Origin of the sequence: Pseudomonas idahonensis (genome assembly GCF_037903935.1) — a bacterium.
GTDB lineage: Bacteria > Pseudomonadota > Gammaproteobacteria > Pseudomonadales > Pseudomonadaceae > Aquipseudomonas > Aquipseudomonas danubii.
On the sequence record NZ_CP149586.1, the window covers coordinates 3,445,368 to 3,469,093 of the forward strand.

The following is a 23,726-nucleotide window of genomic DNA, read 5'->3' on the forward strand; positions in this document are numbered from 1 at the left end:
AAGACAGATGGCCAACAGCCCCCTGAGCAACCTCGCCGCGGCCCTGACCGGCGATGCCGGCGCGCCGTTCGTCCTCACCCGCGACTACCTGATCGCCGGCCTGGCGGACGCCACGGTCAGCGTGTCCGCGACCCTGGACAACGACCTCAAGGCGGCCTTCCAGTCGCCGGTCGCCGGGCTCACGGTCAACCTCACCGCGCAGAGCGTGCAGCCGCTGAACCCCGCCACCCAGACCTTCAAGGTCACCGGGGTCAGCGCGCGCTTCCTGCAACAGGACATCCAGCAGGGGCTGGTACTGACCTTCGGCCTCACGGGCGCTGTCGGGGCCCAGAGCCTGAGCCTGGAAATCGTCACCACCCCGGCCAGCTGGACCTGGGCCGACCTGTCGAGCTTCGCCACCGGCATTCCCTTCAAGTGGACCGGAATCAGCAACGCGGTCTTCACCTTCAAGGCCAGCCAGGGCCCGCGCCAGGGCTTCGCCGCCCAGCTGACGCCGCCGCCCCAGCTCAGCACCGCGGTCGCGGTGGTGCAGAACCTGGGATTCCCGACCCTGGCCCTGCCCTTTACCGGCAGCATGGACTTCGCCAAGGTCGACGGGGTCGAGGTGTTCATGCCCACCACCACCTTGCAGGCGCCGTTCCTCAACGTCAGCGGCGGCCTGAAGCTGCTGTACCTGAACGTCGATACCCCGGTGTTCGGCCTGATCATCGGCCCGCCGGAACTGCAGGACGGCGAAGACCCGGCCGAAGCCTTCTACGACCAGCAGGTCAGCCTGTATTTCGGCCTCAACCTGAGCCTCACCGACCAGAACGGCAAGTCCGTCGACTACCAGATGCGCGCCCTGGCCCAGATCAACAACGGCAGCGCCTTCAATTTCTACCTCGGCCACAGCGACGACGGCAGCGCCCTGCTGACCCCGGCGACCATCATCGGCCTGCTGGACAACAACGGCAGTTTCTTCAGCGGCACGCCGCCGGTGCTGCAACAGTTTCTCTCCGGAATCGGCCTGCGCAGCCTCGCCCTGAGTGGCGTCACCCAGCCGAAACTGGCCCTGAGCACCGCCAGCGTGACCCTGGGCGCCGACCCCACGGTGATCAATCTCGAGCATCCCTGGGTGCCCCTGCAGGACCCGACCAACCAGCTGGTGTTCGGCGTCACCGATTTCGAACTGGTGTGGGGGATCAACTTCCTGCCCGAGGGCAACGCCCAGAGTTTTCTGTTCCAGACCCGCTTCCTGTTGTTGCCCGAGGTGTTCAAGGGCAAGACCGCGGACGAAAACGGCCTGTTCTTTGTCCAGTTCAATTCCGACCTGCAGCTGCTGGCGCGCTTCGACGGCACGGCCAACCTCAATGACCTGATCGCCACCCTGACCGCTCAGTTGATCCGCATCCCCAAGAGTTTCGTCGACGCCTCGCTGTCCGACGTCGGCTTGAGCCTGGATGTGGGTGCCAAGAGCTACGCCTTCAACGCTGGTTTCGAGCTCGACCTGAACCTGTTCACCTTCGCTGGCAAGCCGATTCTCTCGGTCACCGACGGCCAGCTGTACATCAAGGCCACCACGCCCACCAGCGCCAGCGGCAACAATGCCCCGGCGGTGACCACCTACCAGGCGGGGATCGGTGGCCTGGTCGGCATCGGTCCGTATTTCGCCAATGCCAGCCTCGACTACGACGGCAGCAAGACCCCGGCCACCTGGCAAGTCGCCGCGCAACTGGCGCAGCCGGTGGACGTGCAACAGCTGGTCAGCCAGTTCCTCAGCTTCGGCGGGACCTTCAGCTTTCCGGATTTCCTGCCCGGCCAACTGCTGGTCAACACTCTGGAGGTGGACGCCAGCCTGAGCACCGGCAACACCCCGCTCGACAGCTACACGGTGGCCGGCAGCCTGCGCTGGACCTTCAACCTGGGCCAGGCCTTCAGCGTCGACACCCTGGCCACCCTGAGCCTGAGCTACGACGCCAGCAAGCCGGCGAACCAGCAGTACAGCGGCAGCGCCACCACCCTGTGGGATTTCAGCTTTCTCAACGACAGCGTGCTGCTGGGCTACAGCTTCGCCCCCGACAACCAGGGCAGCAACGCCCAGCTGACCCTGTCCTGGGAAGGCCTGACGGCGATCTACCAGGTCGACAAAAAGGCCCTGACCTTCACCCTGAAGAACTGGAGCCTGGGCCGGCTGATCCAGAAACTCATGCAATCGCTGAGCGACCCGTATTTCACCCTGAGCTCGCCCTGGGACGTGCTCAACCAGATTTCCCTCGACGGCCTGTCGCTGATCATCAACCTGGAAAACAGCAGCGGCAGTAGCGTGCCGAGCATCAGCGCCAAGTACACCCTGGCGAGCAAGATCGACCTGGGGTTCATGAGCATCGACGGCCTGGTGTTCGAGCGCAAAAAGGTCAATGGCGTGGACAAGATCACCCTGGGCATCGACGGTTCTTCGGTGTTCAAGGGCAACAACCCCCAGGAGCAGCAGGACTGGAGCAACCTGCTGGACCCGAGCAAAGGCCAGCCAGTGGACAAGCTGCCTACGGTGCCGGGCCAGGGCACGGACTACTTCAGCCTGCCGCTGCTGGTCCTCGGCCAGCGGGTGGCCATCAGCGGCTACGACAGCTTTGCCAACACCAAGGCGGTGATCGACGCCCTGAAGGACGTGCCGTCGACCACCGGTTACACCAACCCGCTGAACCCCAGCGACAGCGGCAGCAAGGGCGTGCCCTACTACAACCGCAACAGCGACTGGCTGATCGCCGGGCAACTGTTGCTGCTCAAGACCGGCAAGGACTGGACCGTCGACCTGATGCTGGTGTTCAACGACCCCAACCTCTATGGCCTGCGCCTGGCCCTGGCCGGGGAGAAAGCCAAGGCCCTGGGCAACCTGGTGCTGGACATCCTGTACAAGAAGATCACCGACGACGTCGGCGTGTACCAGATCGAATGGACCTTCCCCGACAGCATCCGCAACCTCAACTTCGGCGCGGTGTCCATCGTGCTGCCGGAGATCGGGGTGAAGATCTACACCAACGGCGACTTCTTCATCGACATCGGTTTTCCCTACAACCTGGACTTCACCCGCTCGTTCTCGATTTCCGCGATCGTCTACGGCGTGCCGGTGCTCGGCGCCGGCGGTTTCTACCTGGGCAAGCTGTCGTCGGTGACCGCCACCCAGGTGCCGAAAACCACCCAGGGCACCTTCGACCCGGTGATCGTCTTCGGCCTCGGCCTGCAGCTGGGCCTGGGCTACAACTTCGTCAAGGGGCCGCTCAAGGCCGGTTTCGCCCTGACCGTGTTCGGTATCCTGGAAGGCACCATCGCCGCCTTCCACGCCTATCGTCCGTCCACCGCCCTGGTGTCGGCCGGCAAGAGCGTGCAGGACGACTACTACTTCAAGATCCAGGGCACGGTCGGGGTCATCGGCCTGCTCTACGGCAGCATCGACTTCGCCATCATCTCGGCCGCGGTCAACGTGCGCATCACCCTGTCGCTGTCCCTGACCTACGAGAGCTACAAGCCGATTCCAATTGCCGCCCGGGCCACGGTGGAGGTCAGTGTCAAGGTCAAGATCGACCTCGGCCTGTTCAGCTTCAGCATCAGTTTTTCCTTCCATGCCGACGTCTCGGCGCGCTTCGAGATCAACGCCATCGAGAGCGGCCCGGCGCCCTGGGCCGAACCCGGCCTGCTGCTGGCGCGCCAGGCCCGCCATGTCCAGCTGGCCAGTGCGCGGCGGGCCACCACGCCGCAACCGATGACGCTGCTGCGCGCCGCCGGCAAACCGCTGCTGAACCTCTACGCCACGCCGCAATTCACCGTGCTGTGCAACGAGGGCGCCAGCGACTACGCCGACCAGCAAGGAGCCTTCGTGTTCCTGCTGACCATGGACGCGCCCTCGCCGACCCGGGCCTCGGCCGACAGCGCCGGCAACAGCAGCTTCGAACGCCTGTGTGCCGACTACCTGCCCTGGCTGGTGGGCAGCCTGGGCTCGGCCAGCAGCGAGCAGGACACCCTGGCCGACATCCTCGGCACCCTGGTTGACAAGGCCATGCTTGTGGAGGACATCAAACGCCTGGCCGACCTGGCCAACCCGCCGTTCGGCATCAGCGAACTGCTGACCTTCCTGTCGTCCTTCGAGGTCAGCATCACCCTGCCCGACGCCACCAACCAGGCGCAGATCCAGCAGGTACTGCAAGCCGGCTCGGTGCTGTTTCCGGTGTTCGACGGTCTGTCCCTGGGCGTGCCCCTGGCCAATGCCGGCAGCGCCACCGTGGATTTCGCCCACTACGTGGGCACCAACAGCACCTACCGCAGCAATGTCGCGCAGATGTTCAAGGAACTGGCGGCGCTGGTGACCAGTGAGGAAACGCCGACGCCGGCACTGCGCGCCGCGGCGGACGACAGCGAATCCATGGCCGCGGTGATCTTCACCGACGCCTTCATGGTTATCGGCCGGCAACTGTTGCAGGTCGCGCTGAACGCCTTCGACGATTACGCCTACACCACGGCCAATGGCAATTCCGTCAGCGCGATCCTGAGCTGGACCAACGACCTGCGCGGCAACAACCTGACCCTGGACGACATCGTCCGGCCCAACGCCGAAGTCGCCCTGAGCGACGGCCTGAGCCTGGATATCCCGCTGCCGGCCTACACCCTGCAGAGCGGCGACACCCTGGCCAAGGTCGCCGCGGCCTGGTCCGACAGCAGCGTGCCGGCGCGCTGGAGCACCAGCGCCTCGGGGCTGATCCTGGCCAATGGCAACTCGTTGGTGATCGCCGCCAATCAGGTGATCAGCCTGCCGGTGGGCAACGACATCCACCAGTGCACCACCGGCCCCGGGGAAACCTTCAACAGCCTGGCCCGGACCCTGGGCGTGACGCTGGCGCAACTGGCCCAGGACAGTGCGCTCTACGCCATGCCCGGGCTGCTGCTGGCCGGCCAGCCGCTGCTGCTGCCGAACCTGGCGTACCGCACCGCCGGCGACAGCCTCAACAGCGCCGGCGCGCGCTTCGGCGTCAGTGCCATGGCCCTGTTCAGCGACCCGGCGTCGGCCAACTTCAGGGTGGCGCCCCTGTTCGCCAAGGCGCAAATCACCCTGACCTCACTCAACAGCCTGTACACCGAGGACCTGTGGAATCTGCTGGTGACCACCGACCAGCTGTCGCAACTGGCGGGCATGCTCTCGCGCTTTCTGGCCTACGGCCTGCGCCTGCCGGCGAACCCGGCGGGCATGGGCGGCCTGAGCCTGAGCCCGGCGTTTCTCTACCCCGCCCAGCAGAACGCCTATGGCCTGTACCAGTTGACCGGGCAGCAGTTCCCGACCCCGGCCGACCTCTTGCCCGGCAGCGACTTGCCCATCAGCCTGAGCCGGGCCGCCACCAGCCACGGGGTCGATCTGTCGTTCGTGCAGATCGCTGGGGCCAGCAGCGGCTCGATGAACCTGAATCAGGCCTACAGCAACCTCAGCGGGGTACTGGCCTACGCCCGGCAAGGCAAGTTCCAGCCGGCGCCGCGCATCGACCTGTTGCCCACTGTGGCCCGCAGCCCGAAAGACTACGCGGTGAAAAGCGTGTCCCTGTGGTCGACCGCCGACCTGCAGCAATTGCGCAACCTGTGCCAGCCGGGGCTGCGGGCCAGCAGCGAGGGCGGCGCCAGCGTGCAGCCCATGCTCTGGTCCCTGCCCGACGGCCTGATCCAGCTGATCAACCAGCGGGTTGGCAACCTCGCCCGGCAGTTGCCGAAGCTGACGCAGCAAATCCCCTACCTGCCGGCGTTCACCCCGTGCGAGGTGTCCACCGACCCGGCGACCCTGGAAACCACCCGCCGCGAGATCCCGGCCTACAGCTACGCGACCCGGGTCGATTTCACCATCAAGCGCCTGCCCCAGGCCGAACCCGGGGCCATCGCCGGCAGCGGCAGCAACCTGTCCTACACCTATGAACTGCTCGGCCCGTCGGCCACCGACGCGCAATTGCTGGAACGCCTGCTGATCGCGGTCAGCGAGCTGGGCAGCGGGATCATCAGCGGCCAGTTCCTGCTGATGCCCCAGGGCAACGCCAAGGCCAGCAACCTGCTGAGCCAGGCCGCCAGCGATTTCCTGGCCTTCCTGACCCAGACCAACCTGTCCACCGAAACCAACCCGCCGCCGGCCCTGATGGCCGCGCGCCTGGCCGAAGAAGCCGGGCCGCGGGGCATCCTCAATCCGCCCGAGGAAGTGGTCAAGCTGCTCTGGGAACTGTCCACCGTGCGCTCCGGCGGCTACTACCTGAGCTACTACGATGCGATCGCCGCCGCCGGCCTGCCCGACAGCATCTTCGACGACAGCGGCACGGCCACCCTGACCCTGGTGGTGACCTACCCCCGCGACGCGCTCGACGGCCGCCTGTGCAACTTCGTCAACGCCTTCGTCAGCACCGACACGGTGATCCAGCAAGGCAGCCACATGACCCTGCGCTCGGCCGCCACCGCCGACAGCAGCCAACCGACCAGCGCCGGCGACAGCCTGGACAGCCTCGCGGCCTTCTACGGCATCGGCACTGGACGCATCGCCGAGCTCAATGCCGGCGTAACGCTGAGCAAGGCGGCGCAGGTGCCGGTGGACGGCATCATTCACCTGGTGACCCCGGCCGAGGCCAGCGCCGGCAACGGCCAGAGCGCGAGCATTCTCGACAACCTGGCGCGCTACTACTCGGTGGGCGCGCTGCAACCGATCAGCGCCACGCAGATCGCCAACCTCAACCCCGGGGTCAGCGCCGCCGGCGGCGTGGCGCTGTTCATCCCGGCCCTGACCTATGTCGTCGACGCCAGCCTGGCGCCGGGCAACAGCCTGCAGTCTCTGGCAACCTACTACGGCCTTGACCTGGACGCCCTGGCGGTGAGCGCCGCGCAGGTCACCGGGCTGTTCAGCGTCGGCAGCAGCCTGAGCATCGACACCCAGACCTTCGATCTGCAAGCGGTGTTCAAACAGGGCAACGCGGCCTTCAGTGTGCTGCGCAACAACCCGCCGCCGGTGGATTCGCCAAGCCTGGACCCGGACGGCTACGCCAGCGCCTACCTGTACAACCTGTACTCGGTGCTGTCCGCCGGGCTCGACGGTTCGCCCTGGTTCAGCGCCAGCGAGCTGGCCCTGCCCTTCGGCCCGCAGCGGCCGGACAGTGGCGTCGACTCGTCCGAGGCCCAGGCCCACCGCCAGGCCATGCGCGATCCGCAAAGCCGCGCCCGGGCCCTCGATGCCCTGGCCGAAGACAGCCAGTACAGCTACCAGCAGACCCTTGGCCTGGCCCGGCGCGCCACCAGCAATGCCGCGCCAGTGCCAGCCCGGCCCGGGCTGCCGAGCGCCGCGGACAACCCCTACCGTGGCGTGGGCAGCTTCGCCCAGGTCAACCTGACCTGGCTGGACATCTTCGGCAACATCACCGTCACCCCCTTCCAGGCCCCCACGCCTGGTTATCCCGGCAGCCTCAATCACCCGCCGCTGCCGTTGCGTTACTGCGACCGGCTGATCGCCCTGTCGGCCTGGCCCAATACCCGCAGCTTCTATACCTACGAAGCCGTTGCCGGTGGCGCGCAACTGGTGATCAGCCTGAGCCTCGACACTTCCAGCTATGACCCGGCCGGCGGTGACAACGTCAAGGAGCAGGCCAAGAAGGACCTGGGGATGTTCAACCTGATCTACTACCAGCTGAATCAGTCCTACAAGGATTTGCAGTTGCCCTGGTGCCAGGGCCGCGCGGTCAGCGTGGAACTGGTCAACAGCCTGTTCGCCCAGCCCCTGAGCCGACTCGACGACAGCCAGGCGCAGCCGCTGCTGGACTACGTCAACGGGGTGATCCTGTACCTCGCCCAAGTGGTCCAGGGCACCCGCCCCGCCGCGCCGGCCACGGTGCAACTGAAGCTGGCGGTGGACATCGACGCCCTGGCTCCGGGCTCGATCCTGCCCCTGAGCCTGACCCTCAGCCTGCGCCGGGTGGCGGCGCTGGTGGAGCCGGATGTCGCCGGCCTGGAAGGTGGCGTGGCGGTGACCAGCACCCTGCTGCCGGTCCCCGACGCGCTGAGCGCCAGCACCAGCGGCTACAGCCAGTTCGCCCGGGCCTTCGAGGCCCTGTTCCAGCGGGCCGGGGCCTGGATGACCCGGGTCGGCAGCGGCACCGCGGACCCGGGCAGCACCCCGGACGGCCGCAGCCAGACCCTGTGGGCTGCGCGCTTCGCCCTCGGCGACGGCAACGACGGCATCCGTTACCGCATCGATCCGGCCCCGGGCTACTTCGCCGCCCAGCCGATCGCCCGCAGCCTGACCTCGGACAGCGTGCAGATCTACCCCAACTACCAGCCGGACCAGCCATTCCCGAGCGGCGATCCAGTGACCCTGACCCTCACCGGGGTCGATCAGAACCTGTGGTTCGAAACCGCCCTCAAGGCCATCGACGGCTTCCTCGCGCCGACCTACGCGCCCTCGGTGTTTCTGCTCGACACCCTGCTGGGCAGCAAGGACCCGCTCAAGGACGGCAACCTGGGGAAAATCCTCAGCGCCAAGCAGACCCTGGCCGACGCTATTGCATCGACCATCAAGCCGGTGCTCTCGGCGGGCCCGCAGGATGGCCCGGCGCGGGCCGCCGCGGGCGAGAAGCTGCGCCAGACCTTGCTCAACCAGTTGTATTCGGCCTACAGCACCACCGCCATCGTCGGCTTCTCGGTGCAAGGCAGCGCCACCGGCGAGCCTCTGTCGTTGTACGGCCAGCCAACGGTGGCGAGCGCCGCCAAAGTGGCGGGCAACAGCGAAGCGCCGGAGGCCGGCAACGACAACTATGCCTTTGGCAGCGGTCGCATCGGCCTGCCCGACGCCCCTGGGGAAAGCGCCCTGGCGTTTGTCTTCAATTCGCGCAACGAGACGGCAAGAAGCTATGTGCCGCTGGACCTGGAGCTGCAGATCAGCCACCTGGAGCATGACGTGCGCAACGTGCCGGGCATCAGCGGCTACACCCAGTCGAACTGGATCTCGCTGATCTCCGGCCCCTTGCGGGTGCCCCTGGCCGACGGTCAGACCCTGAACCTACCGGTGCTGCTGCGGGCCCTGCCCGAGCCGCCGACCATCCAGGGGCAGACCGCGACGGCCTGGGCCCAGGTGCCGCAGCAAGTCTCGGACCTGAGCAAGTGGACCTACGCCTTCGACTCACTGGTGCGCGGCACGGCCCAGGACAGCCTGAACGTGGCCATCGCCCTCAACACGCCGACCGTCGATGCTGCGCTGCGCAGTGTCGACAAGAGCCTGGTCACCGCCCTGGCGCAATTCGTCAGCGTGTACCCGAGCATTGAAGTGGCGATGCAGGACAACCTCAGCGCGATCAACTTCGGCGAGCCCACCGCAGTGCAGATTGCCGCGGCGCAACAGGCGGTGGAGGCCTTCGTCTACATCGTCCAGCAGGTCACCGAGGCCTACGATGCCTGGGCCCGGCCGCTGTTGCGCAGCGCCGCGGCATTTGTCGCGCCCCAGGCCCTGACCTGCAGCTTCAGCCAGGTCCTGGCACCGGTGACGGTGGATGGCCAGGAGCGGGCCGAAACCCTGCTGCTGGATGTCAGCATCAATCAGGTGGCGGCCAGCTACGATCCGGCCAGCGGGCAGATCAGCGCCACCCTGCCAGAGTTCGGCAAGGTCAGCCTGCCGGTGCCACTGGTGCAGATCGCGCCGCAACAGTACGACGCGGTGAGCGTGGTCGATCCGAGCAACCCGGGGCTGATCGCCTATCGCTATCAACTCAAGGGCAGCCAGCCGGCCGTCTGGCTCGACTACGCGGACGCACTGCTGATCGACGAGCGCCGCACCAGCCTGCCGGCCCTCAACCTGTTCGACCACCAGAACGCCTGGGCCTCGCTGTCGGTGGAGCGCAACCGCATCCTGTTCCCCGCAGCGGATATCGGCACCCTGCAGACCAATGCGCTGTTCCGTTTCTCGACGCCGGTGGTGCGCTTTGTCGAAAGCATCAGCCCGCACATCAGCCAAGGCACCTTCTCCCTGGACAACCTGCCGGTGCCGAACGCCAGCCTGGACGACTACCTGGAGGTGTTTTTCGCCGCCCTGGGCGCCGGCAGCAATGGCACCACGGTGCAGGTCGGCATGGAGGGCCGCTACAGCTACGAGGTCGCAGCGCCGGGCGTGGTCGCGCGCACCGTGCTGCCGGCGGCGCTGCTGTTGCCGGTGGCGACCTCGCTGAACAGCCCGCCGGCCTTCACCAGCGCCTTCAGCCAGGCCATCGACCGCTGGCGGCTGGCCGAACAGGTCACGCTCCAGGGCAACGCCCGGGTCGACCTGACCCTGCGGGCCTTCAGCGCCGACGATCCGGCGCAACTGGCACGGGGCGCGGTGGCCGCGGACAACCAGCCACCGCTGCTGAGCATCGAAACCCTCTGGGTATCCGCAAGCAAGGTTCCACCGGAACAAGGAGGTGCATGAGGCCACCACTACCGCGCACTGTTGATGAAGATGACCGGTTTAAATCAAACATATTGGAGTACACCACATGAACGGACACACCAATCCCTCCTTTGACGAAGCCATGCCACTGGGGGTGTCTGATGCGCAATTCATCAATGACCTGCATGAGCTACTGGAGCGCCACGGCAACCTGGATCGCTTCGGACTCTGCCTGCTGCACGATCACTTCGCGGTCGCCGAGGACGAGATCCTGCTCGAATGCAACGACCATGAAGCCCGCACCCTGCACCTGGATGTGGTCAAGCGCGGTGCGCTGCCGGAAAGCAAGTTCACCAGCTGGCGCATCGGCGGCCCTCGGGCCGAGGCCCTCACCGCTTGCGCCATGGATAAATGCAAGGTGGAAGCCTTGACTGCTTGCGCAATGGACAAGTGCAAGGTCGAAGCCCTGACCGCTTGTGCCATGGACAAGTGCAAGGTCGAGGCCCTGACTGCTTGCGCCATGGATAAGTGCAAGGTCGAAGCCTTGACCGCCTGCGCAATGGATAAATGCAAAGTTGAAGCCCTGACTGCTTGTGCCATGGACAAGTGCAAGGTCGAAGCCCTCACCGCTTGCGCCATGGACAAGTGCAAGTAGTTCCAGGTCCTGCCGATGGCCAGTGGCGGGCACGGGAGGCCGATCGGCTGCCGTGCTCGTCCTGGCTCGCGCAGTTTTATCAGCGGCGCCACGGTGCCTTGGTCGGTTCCGGCACCGCGGCGCTGGAACTGGCGCTGCGCCAGCTGGGGGTCACCGGCACCTGGCGGGTCGCGGTTCCGGCCGCCACCTGCCATCAAGTGGTGGCCGCCGTCCTCAATGCCGGCGCGATACCGGTGATTATCGAAAACGCCGCCGACCTGCTGCTCAGCAGCGAGGCGCTGGCGCCCCATATCCCTGGCCTGGACGCGGTGATCGCGGTCCATCAATACGGCTTGCCTTGCGACATCCCGGCCTTGCGCCAGTTGCTCGGCCCGCGCCTGCCCATCATCGAAGACAGCGCCGGTGCCTGGGATCTGTGCTGTCCCGGCGCATCGCTGGTGGTCACCTCCCTGGGCCACGGCAAGGCCCTGGACATTGGCGGCGGTGGCGCGCTGTTCGGTGACCTCGCGGTGGATGGCGATATCGACGTCTGGTCGCCGGGCCAGCGTTCCCGCGCCTGCCCGGCCTTGAGCCCGGCCCTGTCGATTCATGCCCTGCCGGCGCTGATACCCGCCGTCGCCAGGGCCCAGGCCCGCAGCCAGCGCCTGCGGCAGCAGATGCCCGGGCTGCTGGCACGCCTGCGCGATGCCGGCCTGGAGCCCTGGACCGCGGCCGGATCGGCGCTGCCCAACGGTCAATACCTGGCGATCCGCACCCGCGAACCGCAGTTGTTCGAACGCCTGCGCCACAGCCCCCATGCCGACGCCCTGGGGGTCTGCGCCCCGGCGGCCGGCGCGCTGCGGGAGCTGCCCATGCTGCGCGGCCGTAGCGAAGTGGCCCAGGGGCCACAAGCCAGCCTGGAACTGCGCCGCAACTGGGTCCTGCTGGACCCAATCGCCGCCCTCGACCACCCCGGGCGCCTGGATGCCTGGGCCGGAGACACTCGATGAACAGTCCCGCCGCCTGGCAACCCCAGCACGATCTGAACCAGCCTTTCGCCGCAGGCCCACGGGTGCAACGACTGTCTGACTACGCCCAGAGCGGTCAGACGCTGAGTACGGAACAGTTGCTCGGGGTGGCCGGTGCGCGGGTGCTGTTCGCCAACTACCCGGCGCTGCGTGCCGACTTCGATGCCCCCTGGGAGGGGGCAACGGAGGAGGCCATCGACCGCTGGCTGCTGGACCACGCCGCTTATATATCCACCAGCCAGGCAGCGGCCCAGGGCATCAACACCCCGATTGCCCTGGACGACCGACGGGTAACGGCCTGGCGTCCGCCGCGTTATGGGCGCGCCGCGGTGCTGTGCGCGCCGGCCAGCGAGCAGGTGCTGTTCGACATCAAGGGCATTGGCGTGCCGCCGGACGAAGCTCCGCAGTTGCCCCATTCCAACGGCTTGCTGACCCTGGCCGAGGCGGTGCATGAAGTGCTGATGGAGCACCTGGTGTTCGCCGCCATGAGCCACGCCGGCGCGGCGATCACGCCATTGCCGGCCTATGCCCTGATCGACCTGGGCTTCGATGCCTTGTGGCATGACGGGCGTGCGGCGGAACCGGCGGTGCTGCTGTTGCGTCGGGCCTGCACCCGCCCGCGCTGCCAGTGGCAACGCTATTGGCAGGGCCCCGAACTGGCCGGGGCCCTGATGCAGGCCGAGCTTCTGCTGCGGCGTTATGGCTTGACCGCCAGCAGCTGCGGCGCGGTGCGCTTTCACCTGTGCCAGGAGAACGGCGAGCTGCAAGTCAGGCGCGATGAGCAAAGGCTGGCGGTCAGTGCTCAGGTGGCCGCGACGCTGCACCGCCTGTTGAGCGCCAACCGGGGTGCGCCGTTACTGATCGATGGGGTCAATGTGCAACTGGCGGGGGTGTCCAGCGTGGCGCCGTTGCAACTGCAGGTGATGGACTTTGGCCGCTATCAGTTTGCCGAAAGATTCGAACATCACCTGTACGCCTGGATCGACGCCGATTACCAGAACCTCAACGGCCTGTACCTGGCGCCGGACGATCCGCGCTACGTCCAGCCCGATCCGCGCCTGAGCCTGGCACGCAGTGCCGAGGGCCGGTGTTTCGCCGAACTGCAACGCCAGGTCGAGGGGTTTCGCCAGGGCGGCGAACCCCAGCGTCTGTGCCAGGCGTTGCGCGCCGCCCTGGCAGAAGCCTGCCGGCCATTGCACGGCCAGGCCTGAGTCCCGGGGCTGGACGGGGCTCAGTGCTTGACCATGCCTGTCGCGGGGCGGCCTCCACGATCAGGGTGATCGCGCTCGATGAAGCGGCGCAGTCCTTCCTGGGTTTCAGGGGCGTGGATCGAGCGATTGAAGCACTGGGCTTCTATCTTCAAGCCCTCGGCCAAGGGCAATCCGTATCCCCGGATGGCCGCTTCCTTGTCCGAGCGCATCGCCGGTTGCGGCAGACCGGCCAGCACCTGGGCCAGTTCCAGCGCGCGCTTGAGGGAGCGCCCGCTGGGCACTATTTCGTTGACCAGGCCGATGCGGTACGCCTCTTGGGCATCGATCACCTTCCCCGTCAGAATCAGTTCCATGGCCCGGCCCATGCCGACAATCCGCGGCAGGCGCTGGGTGCCGCCGTCCGCCAGGCCGATGTTCCAGCGGCGGCAGGTGACGCCAAACGAGGCATGCTCTTCGGCAATGCGCATATCGGCAAAACAGGCCCACTCCAGGCCACCGGCATAGGCCACGCCATTGACGGCGGCGATCACCGGTTTATAGACGTCGACCCAACGGCTGGGGCCGATGATTCCGGGACGTTCGCCACGATCATGGGCGGCCATTTCTTCGGCGCTCGACGGCACCAGTTGCGCGGCGGCCTTGAGGTCGCCGCCGGCACAAAAGGCCCGGTCGCCGGTGCCGGTAATGATCGCTACCAGGGCCGTCTCGTCGTCGCGAAAACGCGTCCAGGCGTCGATCAATTCAAGGTGGGTCACAGGGCCGATGCAGTTGCGCTGCTCGGGGCGATTGAAGCGGATGACCACTACGGGTCCGTGCTGCTCGTAGGCGATTTCCTTGAAGTTCATGGCAGCTCCTGTTGCAGGTCGTGGCGCGGTTGAGCGAAACCCGAGTGCAGTATAGGCAGCCCTGGCGAGCGCTCCCGTCCGGCATCCGCGCTCAGCTCGAACTGGCACCCTTGCAATCCACCCTGTTAGCCTGCTCATCCGTCCCCTGACCGCAGAGCTGCAGCATGACGCCTTCAGCGCAATTCTGGCGCGACCCGAACCTGCCTTACGTAGAAAGCCGTCGAGCCTGTGACAGCCGCGCCAACTACAGGGCCCACAGCCACCCGACAGTGTCCATCGGCGCCGTGGACCGTGGCGTCAGCCTGTTCAGTGGCGGCGCCGAGGGGCCCACCCTGATCCAGGCCGGCAGCGTGGTGTTCGTCCCGGCCCATTGCGCCCATGCCTGCAATCCCCAGCCCGACACGGCCTGGAGCTACCAGATGCTGCACCTGGAGCCGCGCTGGGTCGAAGGCGTGCGCCTGGAAGCACAGCAGCAGGCGGCATTGGCGCCTGGCCAGGTGCTGTTGAGTCACGACGGGGATCTGTACCAGCGCTTTTGCCGCCTCAACGACCTGCTGTTCTCCACCGCCAGTTGGCAAGACAAGGAAGCAGCGCTGATCGAGTTCATTGGCGACTTTCCGCTGCAGGGGCAGCCGGTGATTGCCCTGGCCGCCGATCCGGGCCTGGCCGGCGCCGGGGTCCGGCGGGTCATGCAATTTCTGCAACAGGGGGCGCAACAGGCTCACCCGCTGCAGCGCCTGGCAACGCTGGCGGGCCTCAGCCGCTACCAACTGATCCGGGCCTTTCGCGCCGCCACCGGGATGACGCCCCACGCCTACCAATTGAACCAGCGCATCATCCAGGCCCGCACCTCGCTGCAGGCCGGCGAGGCCCCGGCGGCCCTGGCCCAGCGTTTGGGCTTTGCCGATCAGGCGCACTTCCAGCGGGTGTTCAAGGCCCATGTCGGGGTCACCCCGGGTTTGTACAAGCGCTGAAGGCCGCGCAATTTTCTTCAATACCCCAGCGCTGACGCCCGGCAGACTTCCAGCCCCTTCTCGCCTCTGGAAGTCTGCCTTCATGATTCAACAGTTCCTGCTGGTCGCCGCCGCGCATTTTCTCGCCCTGCTCTCCCCCGGGCCGGACTTTTTCCTGGTGGCGCGCCTGTCCATGGCCAGCGGCTGGAAACCGGCCACCGGCGCCTGCCTGGGCATCGCCCTGGCCAACGGTCTGTTCATTATCCTGGCCTTTGGCGGGGTCTCGGTATTGCGCCCCGACAGCTGGCTGTTCCTGGCGATCCAACTAGCCGGTTGTGGCTACCTGCTTTACCTGGGCTGGCTGTTCATCCGTCACGCTGGCACCAGTTCCCTGGCTGCGGTGGATGCCCAGGGCGACAGCCGGGCGCTGCACCGGGCCACCTGGTGGCGCGGCCTGGGCGCGGGCCTGCTTTCGGGCCTGCTCAACCCGAAGAACGCCCTGTTCTATGTCAGCCTGGCCTCTCTGGTGGGCGCCCAGACCAGCACCGCCTGGAAGCTGGTCTATGGCGTATGGATGTTCAGCGTGGTGCTGCTGTGGGATGTGTTGGTGGCGCTGGTCATTGGCAATGGCCGGGTACGGCAGCGCTTCTCTCGCGCCCTGCCCTGGCTGGAACGAATCACCGGGGTGATCCTGATCCTCATGGCACTGGCCGTGATCGCGGCCACCCTGTTGCGCCACTGAGCCGGGCACTTGAGTCAGGTTCTAAACCGGGCACCGAATCGACGGCCGTCCTGCACGTTGAAAGTTACAAATAAACAACAAAGCAACACGCGGTTGTCATCCTTGACAGTCGATAGTGTGCGAAGCGCACATCAGCTGCCGGGCAGGACCACGGGCCTTGCCCTTCTCCCCAACGCACAGGAGTACAGCCATGTCACAACAGCCTCGCCTGGGATGCGGCGCCGCTATCGTCCGCGATGGCCAGTTACTGCTGGTCAAGCGCCTGTGGGACCCCGAGGCCGGTTGCTGGGGATTGCCCGGAGGCAAGGTCGATTGGCTGGAGCCGGTGGAGCAGGCCATGCGCCGTGAAATCCTCGAAGCGCTCGGACTGACCCTGCAAGGCGTCAGCCTGTTATGCCTGGCGGACCAGATCGACGCCGAACGGCAGGAACATTGGGTTTGCCCGGTGTACCTGGCCTCCGCCCCGGCCATGGCGCCGCGTAACAACGAGCCGCACAAGCACAGCGACATCGCCTGGTTCGAGCTGGACCGGTTGCCCAAGCCCCTGACCCTGGCCACCCGCGCCGCCGTGCGGGCGCTGGTGCAGATCGCGGCGCTGGAAGATTGAACGCGCATATCACCCAAGGCCCAGAGGTTGATTGTCCGGGGCATGGCTGCAACAGCAGGACCCGCCTCCGGGCAGCGTTCGACACTTGGCCGTGAGTCCGGCTCAATCCACAACCCAAACTGCGACCGATGGCCGCAGGCATTGGTCTAATTAGCCCGCCGCTGCTTTCGTCTGTTTGTTACCATGCGCGGGTTTTTGCCTGTCTGGCTGTTCAAAGGGCGTTATTTCATGAGTGTTTTGCTGACTCGCCGCACCCTGCTTACCAGCGCCGGGGTGCTTGGCCTGGGCCTGCTCGCCGGTTGCGACAACAGTCCCCGACTGTCCTTCAAATATGGCAAGGACCTGAGCAATCAGATTCTCGGCCGCACCTTCAAACTCACCGATTCCCAGGGCGAAACCAAGTCGCTGTCCAGCTACCGTGGCCTGATGCCGATGATCTTCTTCGGCTTCACCCAGTGCCCGGCGGTCTGCCCCACTACCCTGGCCCGCGCCGCCCAGGCCAAGAAACTCATGGGCCGCGACGGCGACCGCCTGAAAGTGGTGTTCATCACCCTGGACCCCGAGCGCGACACGCCCGAGGTGCTGGACGCCTACGTCAAAGCCTTCGACCCGAGCTTCGAGGCGCTTTACGGCACCCTGGAAGAAACCGCGGCCACCGCCAAGGAATTTGGCGTGTTCTACGAAAAGATCCCCAGCGGCTCGACCTACACCCTGTCCCACACCGCCACCAGTTTCGTCTACGACTCCAGGGGCACCTTGCGCCTGGGTCTGTCCCAGTCCCTCAACGCCCAAGAGTGCGCGGAAGATCTGCTCACCGTCATGGAGGTCTGTTAATGAACTCGCAACGTCGCCCATCCCGGATCCAATCCGCCCTGCTGATGCTCTCCCTGCTGGGCCTGGCCGGCACCGCCAGCGCCGCGACCCAGGTGGACAACGCCTGGGTCCGCGCCACCGTCCCTGGCCAGCACGCCAGCGGCGCTTTCATGGACCTCACCGCCAGCAGCGACAGCAAGCTGGTTGAAGTGCAATCGCCCGTGGCCAAGAACGTGCAGATCCATCAGTCGAGCATGCACAACGACGTGATGAGCATGCAGCAAGTGGACGCCTTGGCCCTGCCGGCCGGGAAGAAGGTCAGCCTGGACAGCCACGGCTATCACGTGATGCTCATGGAGCTCACCGGCCAGATCAAGGTGGGTGACAAGGTGCCCCTGACCCTGATCGTGGAAAACGCCAAAGGCGAGAAGGAGTCGATCAAGGTTCAAGCCGAGGCCCGGGCGCTGGATGCGCCGGACCACAGCATGATGAAGCACTAAGTGCGGTAAACGACAGCGCTCCAAAGATCTGAAAAAGCCGGTTTCTGTTCAGCAGAAACCGGCTTTTTTTTGCCCCGCACCTTGCCAAGAGACGGGGCGACTTGAGCCTCAGTAAATCCCCCGCGCCAACCACACCGTCAGCCCGCAGCACTCCGGGTCTTCACTGACCTGCTGCACCACCTCGAAACCATGGGTGTCGAGCAAGGTGCAGTATTCCCCCGGGTCCAGGCTCGCGTGGTACAGGGCCTCGCCTTCGAACTCGCCGATGGCCTCCCCTGCTGCTGGTCCGCTGGTGAACATCAGGGCGCAGCCGGGGCCGGCGTGGCGTTCGAACACGGCAAACATGGCGCGCTGATCGTCCGGGCTCAGGTGGAACAGGCTGTTCCAGGCCAGAATGCCGGCAAAGTCCTGGTCCAGGGTCAGACCGCGCATGTCGGCATTGATCCACTGCTGTTGGGGAAAGCGCTGGCGACACTGATCCAGCAAGGCGGCGCTGCTGTCGACGCCAGTGACCGCGTATCCCTGTTCGAGCAGATAGCGCGCTACCGGCTCGCCACCGCCGCACCCCAGGTCCAGTACCTGCCGGCCAGACCCCATGACCTGGCGAAAGCGTTCGAACCAGGCCTGTTCGCTGTGAAATGCCTGGGTGTTGGCCCGGCGCGCCCGGTCCCAAGCCTGGGCATGACGCTGGTACAGATCGACGATGTGACGGGCGGATTCGTGCATCCACAGGCTTCCTTGTGCTGTTCGGTGGCCGCGAATTACAGCACAAGGGCGCCAGGCAAAGCGAAGTTGGCGGTGCTGCGTTATGTGGCCTGGCCGTTGGCATCCCAGGCCACCGGGGCGTGGCCAAGGAACTGACGCAGTTCGGCCAGCAACTTGTCGCTGGAGTGGCTGCTGGGCCGGTCGGCGACAAACCTCAGGCCCGGCATGATTGCCTGCACCCCGTCGTAGTGCCACTGCCCAGGAGTGCGCTCCGTTTCCTGCAAGGCCCGGGCGAAGATCGCCAGGTCCCGACGGGCCCGGGGAATGCCGCTGCTGCGCTCGACCCAGCTTTCATAACGCTGGCGGATTTCGATACGCCCCTGATTGACGATGGCCAGCACCGCGCAGCGGCTGCGATTGTGCAACGCCACCGGCGACAGGCCGAAATACTCGCCCTCGCCCTGCCATGCGCCGTCAGGCAGGCGAAAGATCGCCAGATCGATGTCCGGGTACTCTTCGATCCGTGTGGCGGCATGCTCCACCAGCGCCGTGCTGCGCTGCAGCTCCTGCATGGCCGGGTCGTACAGCTCGGCGTAACGCCGGGTGTTATCCAGCACATCGGCCAGTTGCGGCAGCAGTGCGGTGAAACGCGCCATGAGTTGCCGGTCGTTGCCGCCCTGGCTGTGGCTGCGCACTCGGGCGGCCAGGGCATGCAGGGTAAAGGCGCAGTGCAGGGCCTGGGACGAAGTGCCCCGAGTGAAGTCACCGAGTCGTGCGATATCGATCAGCAATTGACGGTGCCGCAGGGCCTGCTCGGGGGCCAGGAAGGCGTAGACCGAGGCCAGCCCGTCAAGATCGAAATGATCGCTGGTGATCACCTGCGCCTGTTCCACCCTCAGCCCCTGCTGGAGAAAGATCAGGGCGCTGGTGGTGGACAGGTTGGCCTTGTAGGCGCTGGGAGTCTTGTTGGCCGGCCAATGGGACAAGGTCAGCACGGTGGCCGGATTGTCGATGGAATCCAGGGAGATATTGGACCGTCTGCGGGTCTGGCCCAGGGGCAGGAATCCATAGGGGCTGTGGGGCCCCAGGCGCCAGGGTTGCAAGCCAAGCTCCAGCGGCGCTTCGCCGGCGCCGGGCGCCAGTCGCTGATGCAACTGCCCGGGCAGCCCCCGCAGCGCCGGCGTTGCGCTGCTAAGTTCGCCCGAACCGTCCAGGCGATAGCTGAACTGGCGCAGGTTCTCCCGGCGCAGGTCCCGGGGGTTGCCATTGCACACCCCGCAGCCCGGGCCGCCGAGGACGCTGAGCAGATCGGTGAACTGATTGTCGGCAATGCCGATGGCGCGTCCCCCCAGCAGGCGAAGGTCCAGGTGCGCGAACAATGGGGCGACTCCCGGATCGAAAAGGAAGCCCTGTTCCTGGCAAGCGGTATTGAGGCTGTTCATCTGTATGTCCTTGAAGTGTGATGAGTCAGGCAGGCCTCAGGCCTCGGCCAGCGCCCGGGTATGGTGGCGCCGGACCTGACGCATGCTGATAAACAGCAGGGCCGATACCCCGGCGTAGAGACCGAACAGCCAGGCCGCGGCCTGGGCCGTACCGGCAACACCGGCGCTGGAGCTGAGTCCGGCCAGGTTGACAATCATCCCCGCCAGCGCCGCGCCCAGGGCCGTGGCCACCAGTTGCACCGTGGTGATCGAGGCGCCCGCCAGCTCCTTCTGGTCATCGGCCGCGTTTTCCAGGACTCGGGACAACAGATGGGGCCACGCCAGGCCGATCCCTGTGCCCACCAGCAACATGGCCAGGCACACCGCCCCCAGGCTCAGGAGCGGCGTGGCCGTGGCAGGCATGAACAGACAGGCCAGGAGCAGGCCGGCCACCACCAGAAACGGCCCGCTGGCGATGGCCCGGGCCGCGCCCAGGGGGCTCAGGCCAGAGCTGAAGATCGCCCCCAGGGTCCAGCCGGCCGCCATCAGCGCGGCGATGTAACCCGCCAGCAAGGGCGTCTGCTGATGCAGTTCTTGCAGGAACAGCGGCACAAAGACCTCGCTGGTCATGCCCACCACCAGCAGCGCCATGGAGAGGTACAGCGCCAGCAAGGGGCTACCGGACTTCAGGCTGTCGCGGGGCAAGAGACGTTTGCCGGAGCGGTTCTCCAGCACCACCACCAGCAGCAACAGGCCCAGACCGACGCCCAGGCCCAGTGCGTTGTACCCGGGCGAAGGTGTGATGCTGCCAATGGAGATCGCCAGCACCACCGCGGTCAGCAACACCAGTTGCAGCCCGGGAATGGGACTGCGGGGCGCCGTTTCGCGGCTTTTGCCCGGTAACAGGGCGATCGCCAGCAGCATGAACAGCAAGGTGCAGGGCAGCAGCACCCAGAACGCCGCACGCCAGGCGCCGTGTTCGGCGAAGACCCCGCCCACGGCTGGGCCGATCAGGGTGGCCGCGCCCCACATGGCGGAAATCAGCGCCATCGCCCGGGGCCATAGCGGCTCGTCGAACACCAGGCGGATCATCGCGTAGGGCAAGGCGAACAGCAGCCCTCCGCCCAGGCCCTGGACACTGCGCCCGAAGATCAGCCAGCCCATGTCCGGGGCCAGGGCACACAGACCGCAACCGAGCATGAACACCAGGCCGGCCAGGCCATAGGCGAACTTCGGCCCCAGTATCCCCAAGGCCCGGGTGGACAGCACCGAACCTATGATCGAGGCCACCACGAACAAGGTGGTATTCCAGGCGTAGTAGTCCAGGCCGCCGATATCCTTGACCACCGAAGGCAACAGCGTGGTGACCAGGTACACATTGATTGCATGCAGCGCCACGCCACCGGCCAGGGCTGCCGAGCGCAGTCCGTTCTTGCCCAGTAACAGTGCTGACCATCCGTTTGTCGAAGCCATGCCTTGCTCCCTTAGGGTGTTCGATAAAGCCGCACTGTATTACACAAGCAATTACTTTGATAATTAATTTTTCATCGTCTCGCTCTCTTGCCCAATCCGTCGTTCAAAGCGCGACAATCGCCGGGTCCCTTGGCCGGAGCCTGTTATGCTTGCGCGGTTAGCAGCGTCCTGCACGCCCTTGATACCCCACTTGCGCATTGGTTAATGGCCCAGCATGTCCTCGATATCCTCCCCTGCCGAGAAGAAGAACCCCGGAGCCACCGCCGAGCGAATTCTGTTTCTGCTGAAAACCCGCGGCCCCTTGAAAACCGCCGACCTGGCCCCGCTGCTCAAGGTGTCCCTGGAAGCCACCCGCCAGCAGCTACAGAAACTGCTGGACGCTGAACTGATCGCCGGGCAGATGATGCCGGCCCAGGGCGCCGGGCGTCCGTCGCAGAAATGGGTGTTGACCGAGCAGGCCCAGGCCCGTTTTCCCGACACCCATGCCCACCTGACCCTGCAACTGATCGATTCGATTCGCGCGGTCTATGGGGCCGACGGCGTGGAACGCATCGTCACTGATATGGAGCGGGTCAACACCGCGCAGTACCTCGACGTCTGCGCCCCGCTACCGACCCTGGAAGAACGGGTCCGGGCCCTGGCGCAGATCCGTGAAGTCGCCGGCTACATGGCCAGTGTCGAGGCCGACGGCGAGGGCTGGCTGTTGATCGAGAGTCACTGTCCGATCTGTGTCGCGGCCCAGCAGTGCCAGGGCTTCTGCCGCTCCGAACTGCAAGTGTTCCAGGCCGCCATTGGCGACCTGGGGCAGGTGCAGCGCGTGGAGCACCTGATCACTGGCGATCGACGCTGCGTTTATCGCATCAGCGCCCTCCAACCGAGTCCCCGCCCGTGATCGCCCCGACCCTGTCGCGCCTGCTCAAGGGGGGCGCGCTGATCCTCGGCGTTGCCGCACTCACCCTGCTGGCCTGGCGTGCCTACGACAGCGAGCGGGGTCCGACGCTGCAACCCTGGCACCTGCGGGTGCCCCATGAACTGAGCATCGAACAGATCGATCGCGCCGACTGGGCGGCCTGGATGCAGGCCGAGGAGCGTTTGTTTGCCGAAGTCCGGCGTGAAGTCAGCGACCGCCTGGACCCGACCCAGGTCCCGCCCTTCAACCGTTATCGCGTGGACAGCCGGGTCTACCCGCCCCGCTTTGCCACCGACTGGAACCGCTCCTACCTGCTGCGGCCCTCAGGCACGCCACGGGGCGTGGTGGTGCTGCTGCATGGTTTGACCGACTCGCCCTACAGCTTGCGCCACGTTGCCCGGCGCTACGTCGAGCACGGTTACCTGGCCATCGGCCTGCGCCTGCCCGGCCACGGCACGGTGCCGGCCGGCCTGACCGACGCCCACTGGCAGGACTGGCTGGCCGCTACCCGCCTGGCCCTGCGTGCCGCTCGGGCCGAAGTCCCGGCGCCTGCGCCCTTGCATGTCGTCGGTTACTCCAACGGTGGTGCCCTGGCGGTCAAGTACGCCCTGGACGCCCTGGACAATCCGCAGTTGCCGCAGGCCCAGCGCCTGGTGCTGATTTCGCCGATGATCGGCGTGGCCCCGTCGGCGCGCTTTGCCGGTGTGGCCGGCTGGCCGGCGGTGTTTCCGGCCTTCAGCAAGGCGGCCTGGCTGAACCTGCGCCCTGAGTACAACCCATTCAAGTACAACTCGTTTCCGGTCAATGCCGCGCGCCAGTCGTGGCTGCTGACCGATGCCCTGCAAAGCCAGTTGCTGGCCCTGGTGGGCAACCCGCGCCTGAACCGGTTGCCACCGATCCTCAGCTTCCAGTCACTGACAGATGCCACAGTCAGTACCCCCGCCCTGGTCACCGGCCTGTACCGGCAACTGCCGGCCAACGGTAGTGAACTGGTGATTTTCGACCTCAACCGGGACCGGGACTTCGAAGGCCTGCTGGACCCCGCCAGCCTCACCTCCCTGGCCAGCCTGCTGCCGGCACCGCCGCGCAACTACAGCACCCGGGTGCTGACCAATGAAGGCAGCGGCGGCGCGACCCTGGCCGAAGTCAGCACCCCCGCCCTGAGCCTGGACAGCCAGCGACGGCCCCTGGACCTGGCCTATCCGGCGGGGGTGTTTTCCTTGTCCCACGTGGCCTTGCCGTTCCCTGTGGACGACGGTTTGTACGGGACCCAGCCCACCCCCGGAGAAGACTTCGGCGTGCACCTGGGCACCATCGCCGCCCGCGGTGAACGCGGCGTGCTGGTGGTGCCCATGGAGGAACTGATGCGCCTGACCGCCAACCCGTTCTTCCCCTACCTGATCCAGCGCATCGAAGCCGATATAGATCAAGCAACAGTTCAATCATTGATTCGCTGAATAGCTGGATGTTAGCGTCTGCCCCCTTTTTCCC

Annotated in this window: 15 protein-coding genes; 11 read left to right on the top strand and 4 right to left on the bottom strand. The window is 66.2% G+C overall.

Annotation, left to right across the window (positions count from 1 at the left end; genetic code table 11):
- Window positions 1–7: 7 nt before the first annotated feature.
- The 4 genes from WIN67_RS15545 (at window position 8) to WIN67_RS15560 (ending at window position 13,266) form a co-directional block, all read left to right on the top strand.
- Window positions 8–10,432, top strand: a complete 10,425-nt coding sequence (locus WIN67_RS15545; RefSeq protein WP_339069093.1) for a hypothetical protein — start codon at window positions 8–10, stop codon at window positions 10,430–10,432.
- A 67-nt stretch (window positions 10,433–10,499) separates the two neighbouring features.
- Entirely contained in the window at window positions 10,500–11,048 is a 549-nt protein-coding gene (locus WIN67_RS15550) for a hypothetical protein (RefSeq protein ID WP_110651757.1), read from the top strand.
- On the top strand, window positions 11,039–12,037 hold the full coding sequence (locus tag WIN67_RS15555; RefSeq protein WP_339069098.1) for a DegT/DnrJ/EryC1/StrS family aminotransferase: 999 nt from the start codon (window positions 11,039–11,041) through the stop codon (window positions 12,035–12,037). Before WIN67_RS15550 ends, WIN67_RS15555 begins: the two co-directional genes overlap by 10 nt.
- Entirely contained in the window at window positions 12,034–13,266 is a 1,233-nt protein-coding gene (locus WIN67_RS15560) for a hypothetical protein (protein WP_339069100.1), read from the top strand. Before WIN67_RS15555 ends, WIN67_RS15560 begins: the two co-directional genes overlap by 4 nt.
- Before the next feature lie 20 nt (window positions 13,267–13,286).
- On the opposite strand, the gene WIN67_RS15565 is transcribed toward WIN67_RS15560, so the two are convergent.
- The gene (locus tag WIN67_RS15565; protein ID WP_265073156.1) at window positions 13,287–14,111 is read right to left on the bottom strand and encodes an enoyl-CoA hydratase/isomerase family protein; all 825 of its coding nucleotides are present in this window, start codon (window positions 14,109–14,111) and stop codon (window positions 13,287–13,289) included.
- A 164-nt stretch (window positions 14,112–14,275) separates the two neighbouring features.
- Between WIN67_RS15565 and WIN67_RS15570 the strand changes: the two genes are divergently transcribed.
- From WIN67_RS15570 to WIN67_RS15590, 5 genes are all read left to right on the top strand, one after another.
- Window positions 14,276–15,085, top strand: coding sequence for an AraC family transcriptional regulator (locus tag WIN67_RS15570; protein ID WP_102879324.1), 810 nt, complete (start codon window positions 14,276–14,278; stop codon window positions 15,083–15,085).
- 85 nt (window positions 15,086–15,170) lie between these two features.
- Window positions 15,171–15,806 carry a LysE family translocator gene (locus tag WIN67_RS15575; RefSeq protein ID WP_339071716.1) on the top strand — a complete coding sequence of 212 codons (636 nt, stop codon included), beginning with the start codon at window positions 15,171–15,173 and terminating at the stop codon, window positions 15,804–15,806.
- A 190-nt stretch (window positions 15,807–15,996) separates the two neighbouring features.
- Window positions 15,997–16,413 carry an NUDIX hydrolase gene (locus tag WIN67_RS15580; RefSeq protein ID WP_339069105.1) on the top strand — a complete coding sequence of 139 codons (417 nt, stop codon included), beginning with the start codon at window positions 15,997–15,999 and terminating at the stop codon, window positions 16,411–16,413.
- A 228-nt stretch (window positions 16,414–16,641) separates the two neighbouring features.
- Window positions 16,642–17,247: an SCO family protein gene (locus WIN67_RS15585; RefSeq protein ID WP_102880055.1), complete on the top strand. Its 606-nt coding sequence runs from the start codon at window positions 16,642–16,644 to the stop codon at window positions 17,245–17,247.
- Window positions 17,247–17,726, top strand: coding sequence for a copper chaperone PCu(A)C (locus WIN67_RS15590; RefSeq protein WP_306399546.1), 480 nt, complete (start codon window positions 17,247–17,249; stop codon window positions 17,724–17,726). The genes WIN67_RS15585 and WIN67_RS15590 overlap by 1 nt, the downstream gene beginning before the upstream one ends.
- A gap of 108 nt (window positions 17,727–17,834) precedes the next feature.
- Here the strand turns inward: WIN67_RS15590 and WIN67_RS15595 are convergent, their stop codons facing one another.
- The 3 genes from WIN67_RS15595 to WIN67_RS15605 all read right to left on the bottom strand — a co-directional run bounded on the left by WIN67_RS15595 (window position 17,835) and on the right by WIN67_RS15605 (window position 21,325).
- Window positions 17,835–18,452 (bottom strand): class I SAM-dependent methyltransferase, encoded by a 618-nt coding sequence (locus WIN67_RS15595; protein ID WP_339069110.1) that lies wholly within the window; start codon window positions 18,450–18,452, stop codon window positions 17,835–17,837.
- A gap of 80 nt (window positions 18,453–18,532) precedes the next feature.
- The gene (locus tag WIN67_RS15600; RefSeq protein WP_339069112.1) at window positions 18,533–19,873 is read right to left on the bottom strand and encodes a DUF6687 family protein; all 1,341 of its coding nucleotides are present in this window, start codon (window positions 19,871–19,873) and stop codon (window positions 18,533–18,535) included.
- Window positions 19,874–19,909: 36 nt separating this feature from the next.
- Window positions 19,910–21,325 carry an MFS transporter gene (locus tag WIN67_RS15605; protein WP_339069114.1) on the bottom strand — a complete coding sequence of 472 codons (1,416 nt, stop codon included), beginning with the start codon at window positions 21,323–21,325 and terminating at the stop codon, window positions 19,910–19,912.
- Window positions 21,326–21,539: 214 nt separating this feature from the next.
- On the opposite strand from WIN67_RS15605, the gene WIN67_RS15610 reads away from it, so the two are divergent.
- On the top strand, window positions 21,540–22,217 hold the full coding sequence (locus WIN67_RS15610) for a helix-turn-helix transcriptional regulator (RefSeq protein ID WP_180988385.1): 678 nt from the start codon (window positions 21,540–21,542) through the stop codon (window positions 22,215–22,217).
- Window positions 22,214–23,692, top strand: coding sequence for an alpha/beta hydrolase (locus WIN67_RS15615; RefSeq protein ID WP_339069117.1), 1,479 nt, complete (start codon window positions 22,214–22,216; stop codon window positions 23,690–23,692). The genes WIN67_RS15610 and WIN67_RS15615 overlap by 4 nt, the downstream gene beginning before the upstream one ends.
- The last annotated feature ends 34 nt before the right edge of the window (window positions 23,693–23,726 follow it).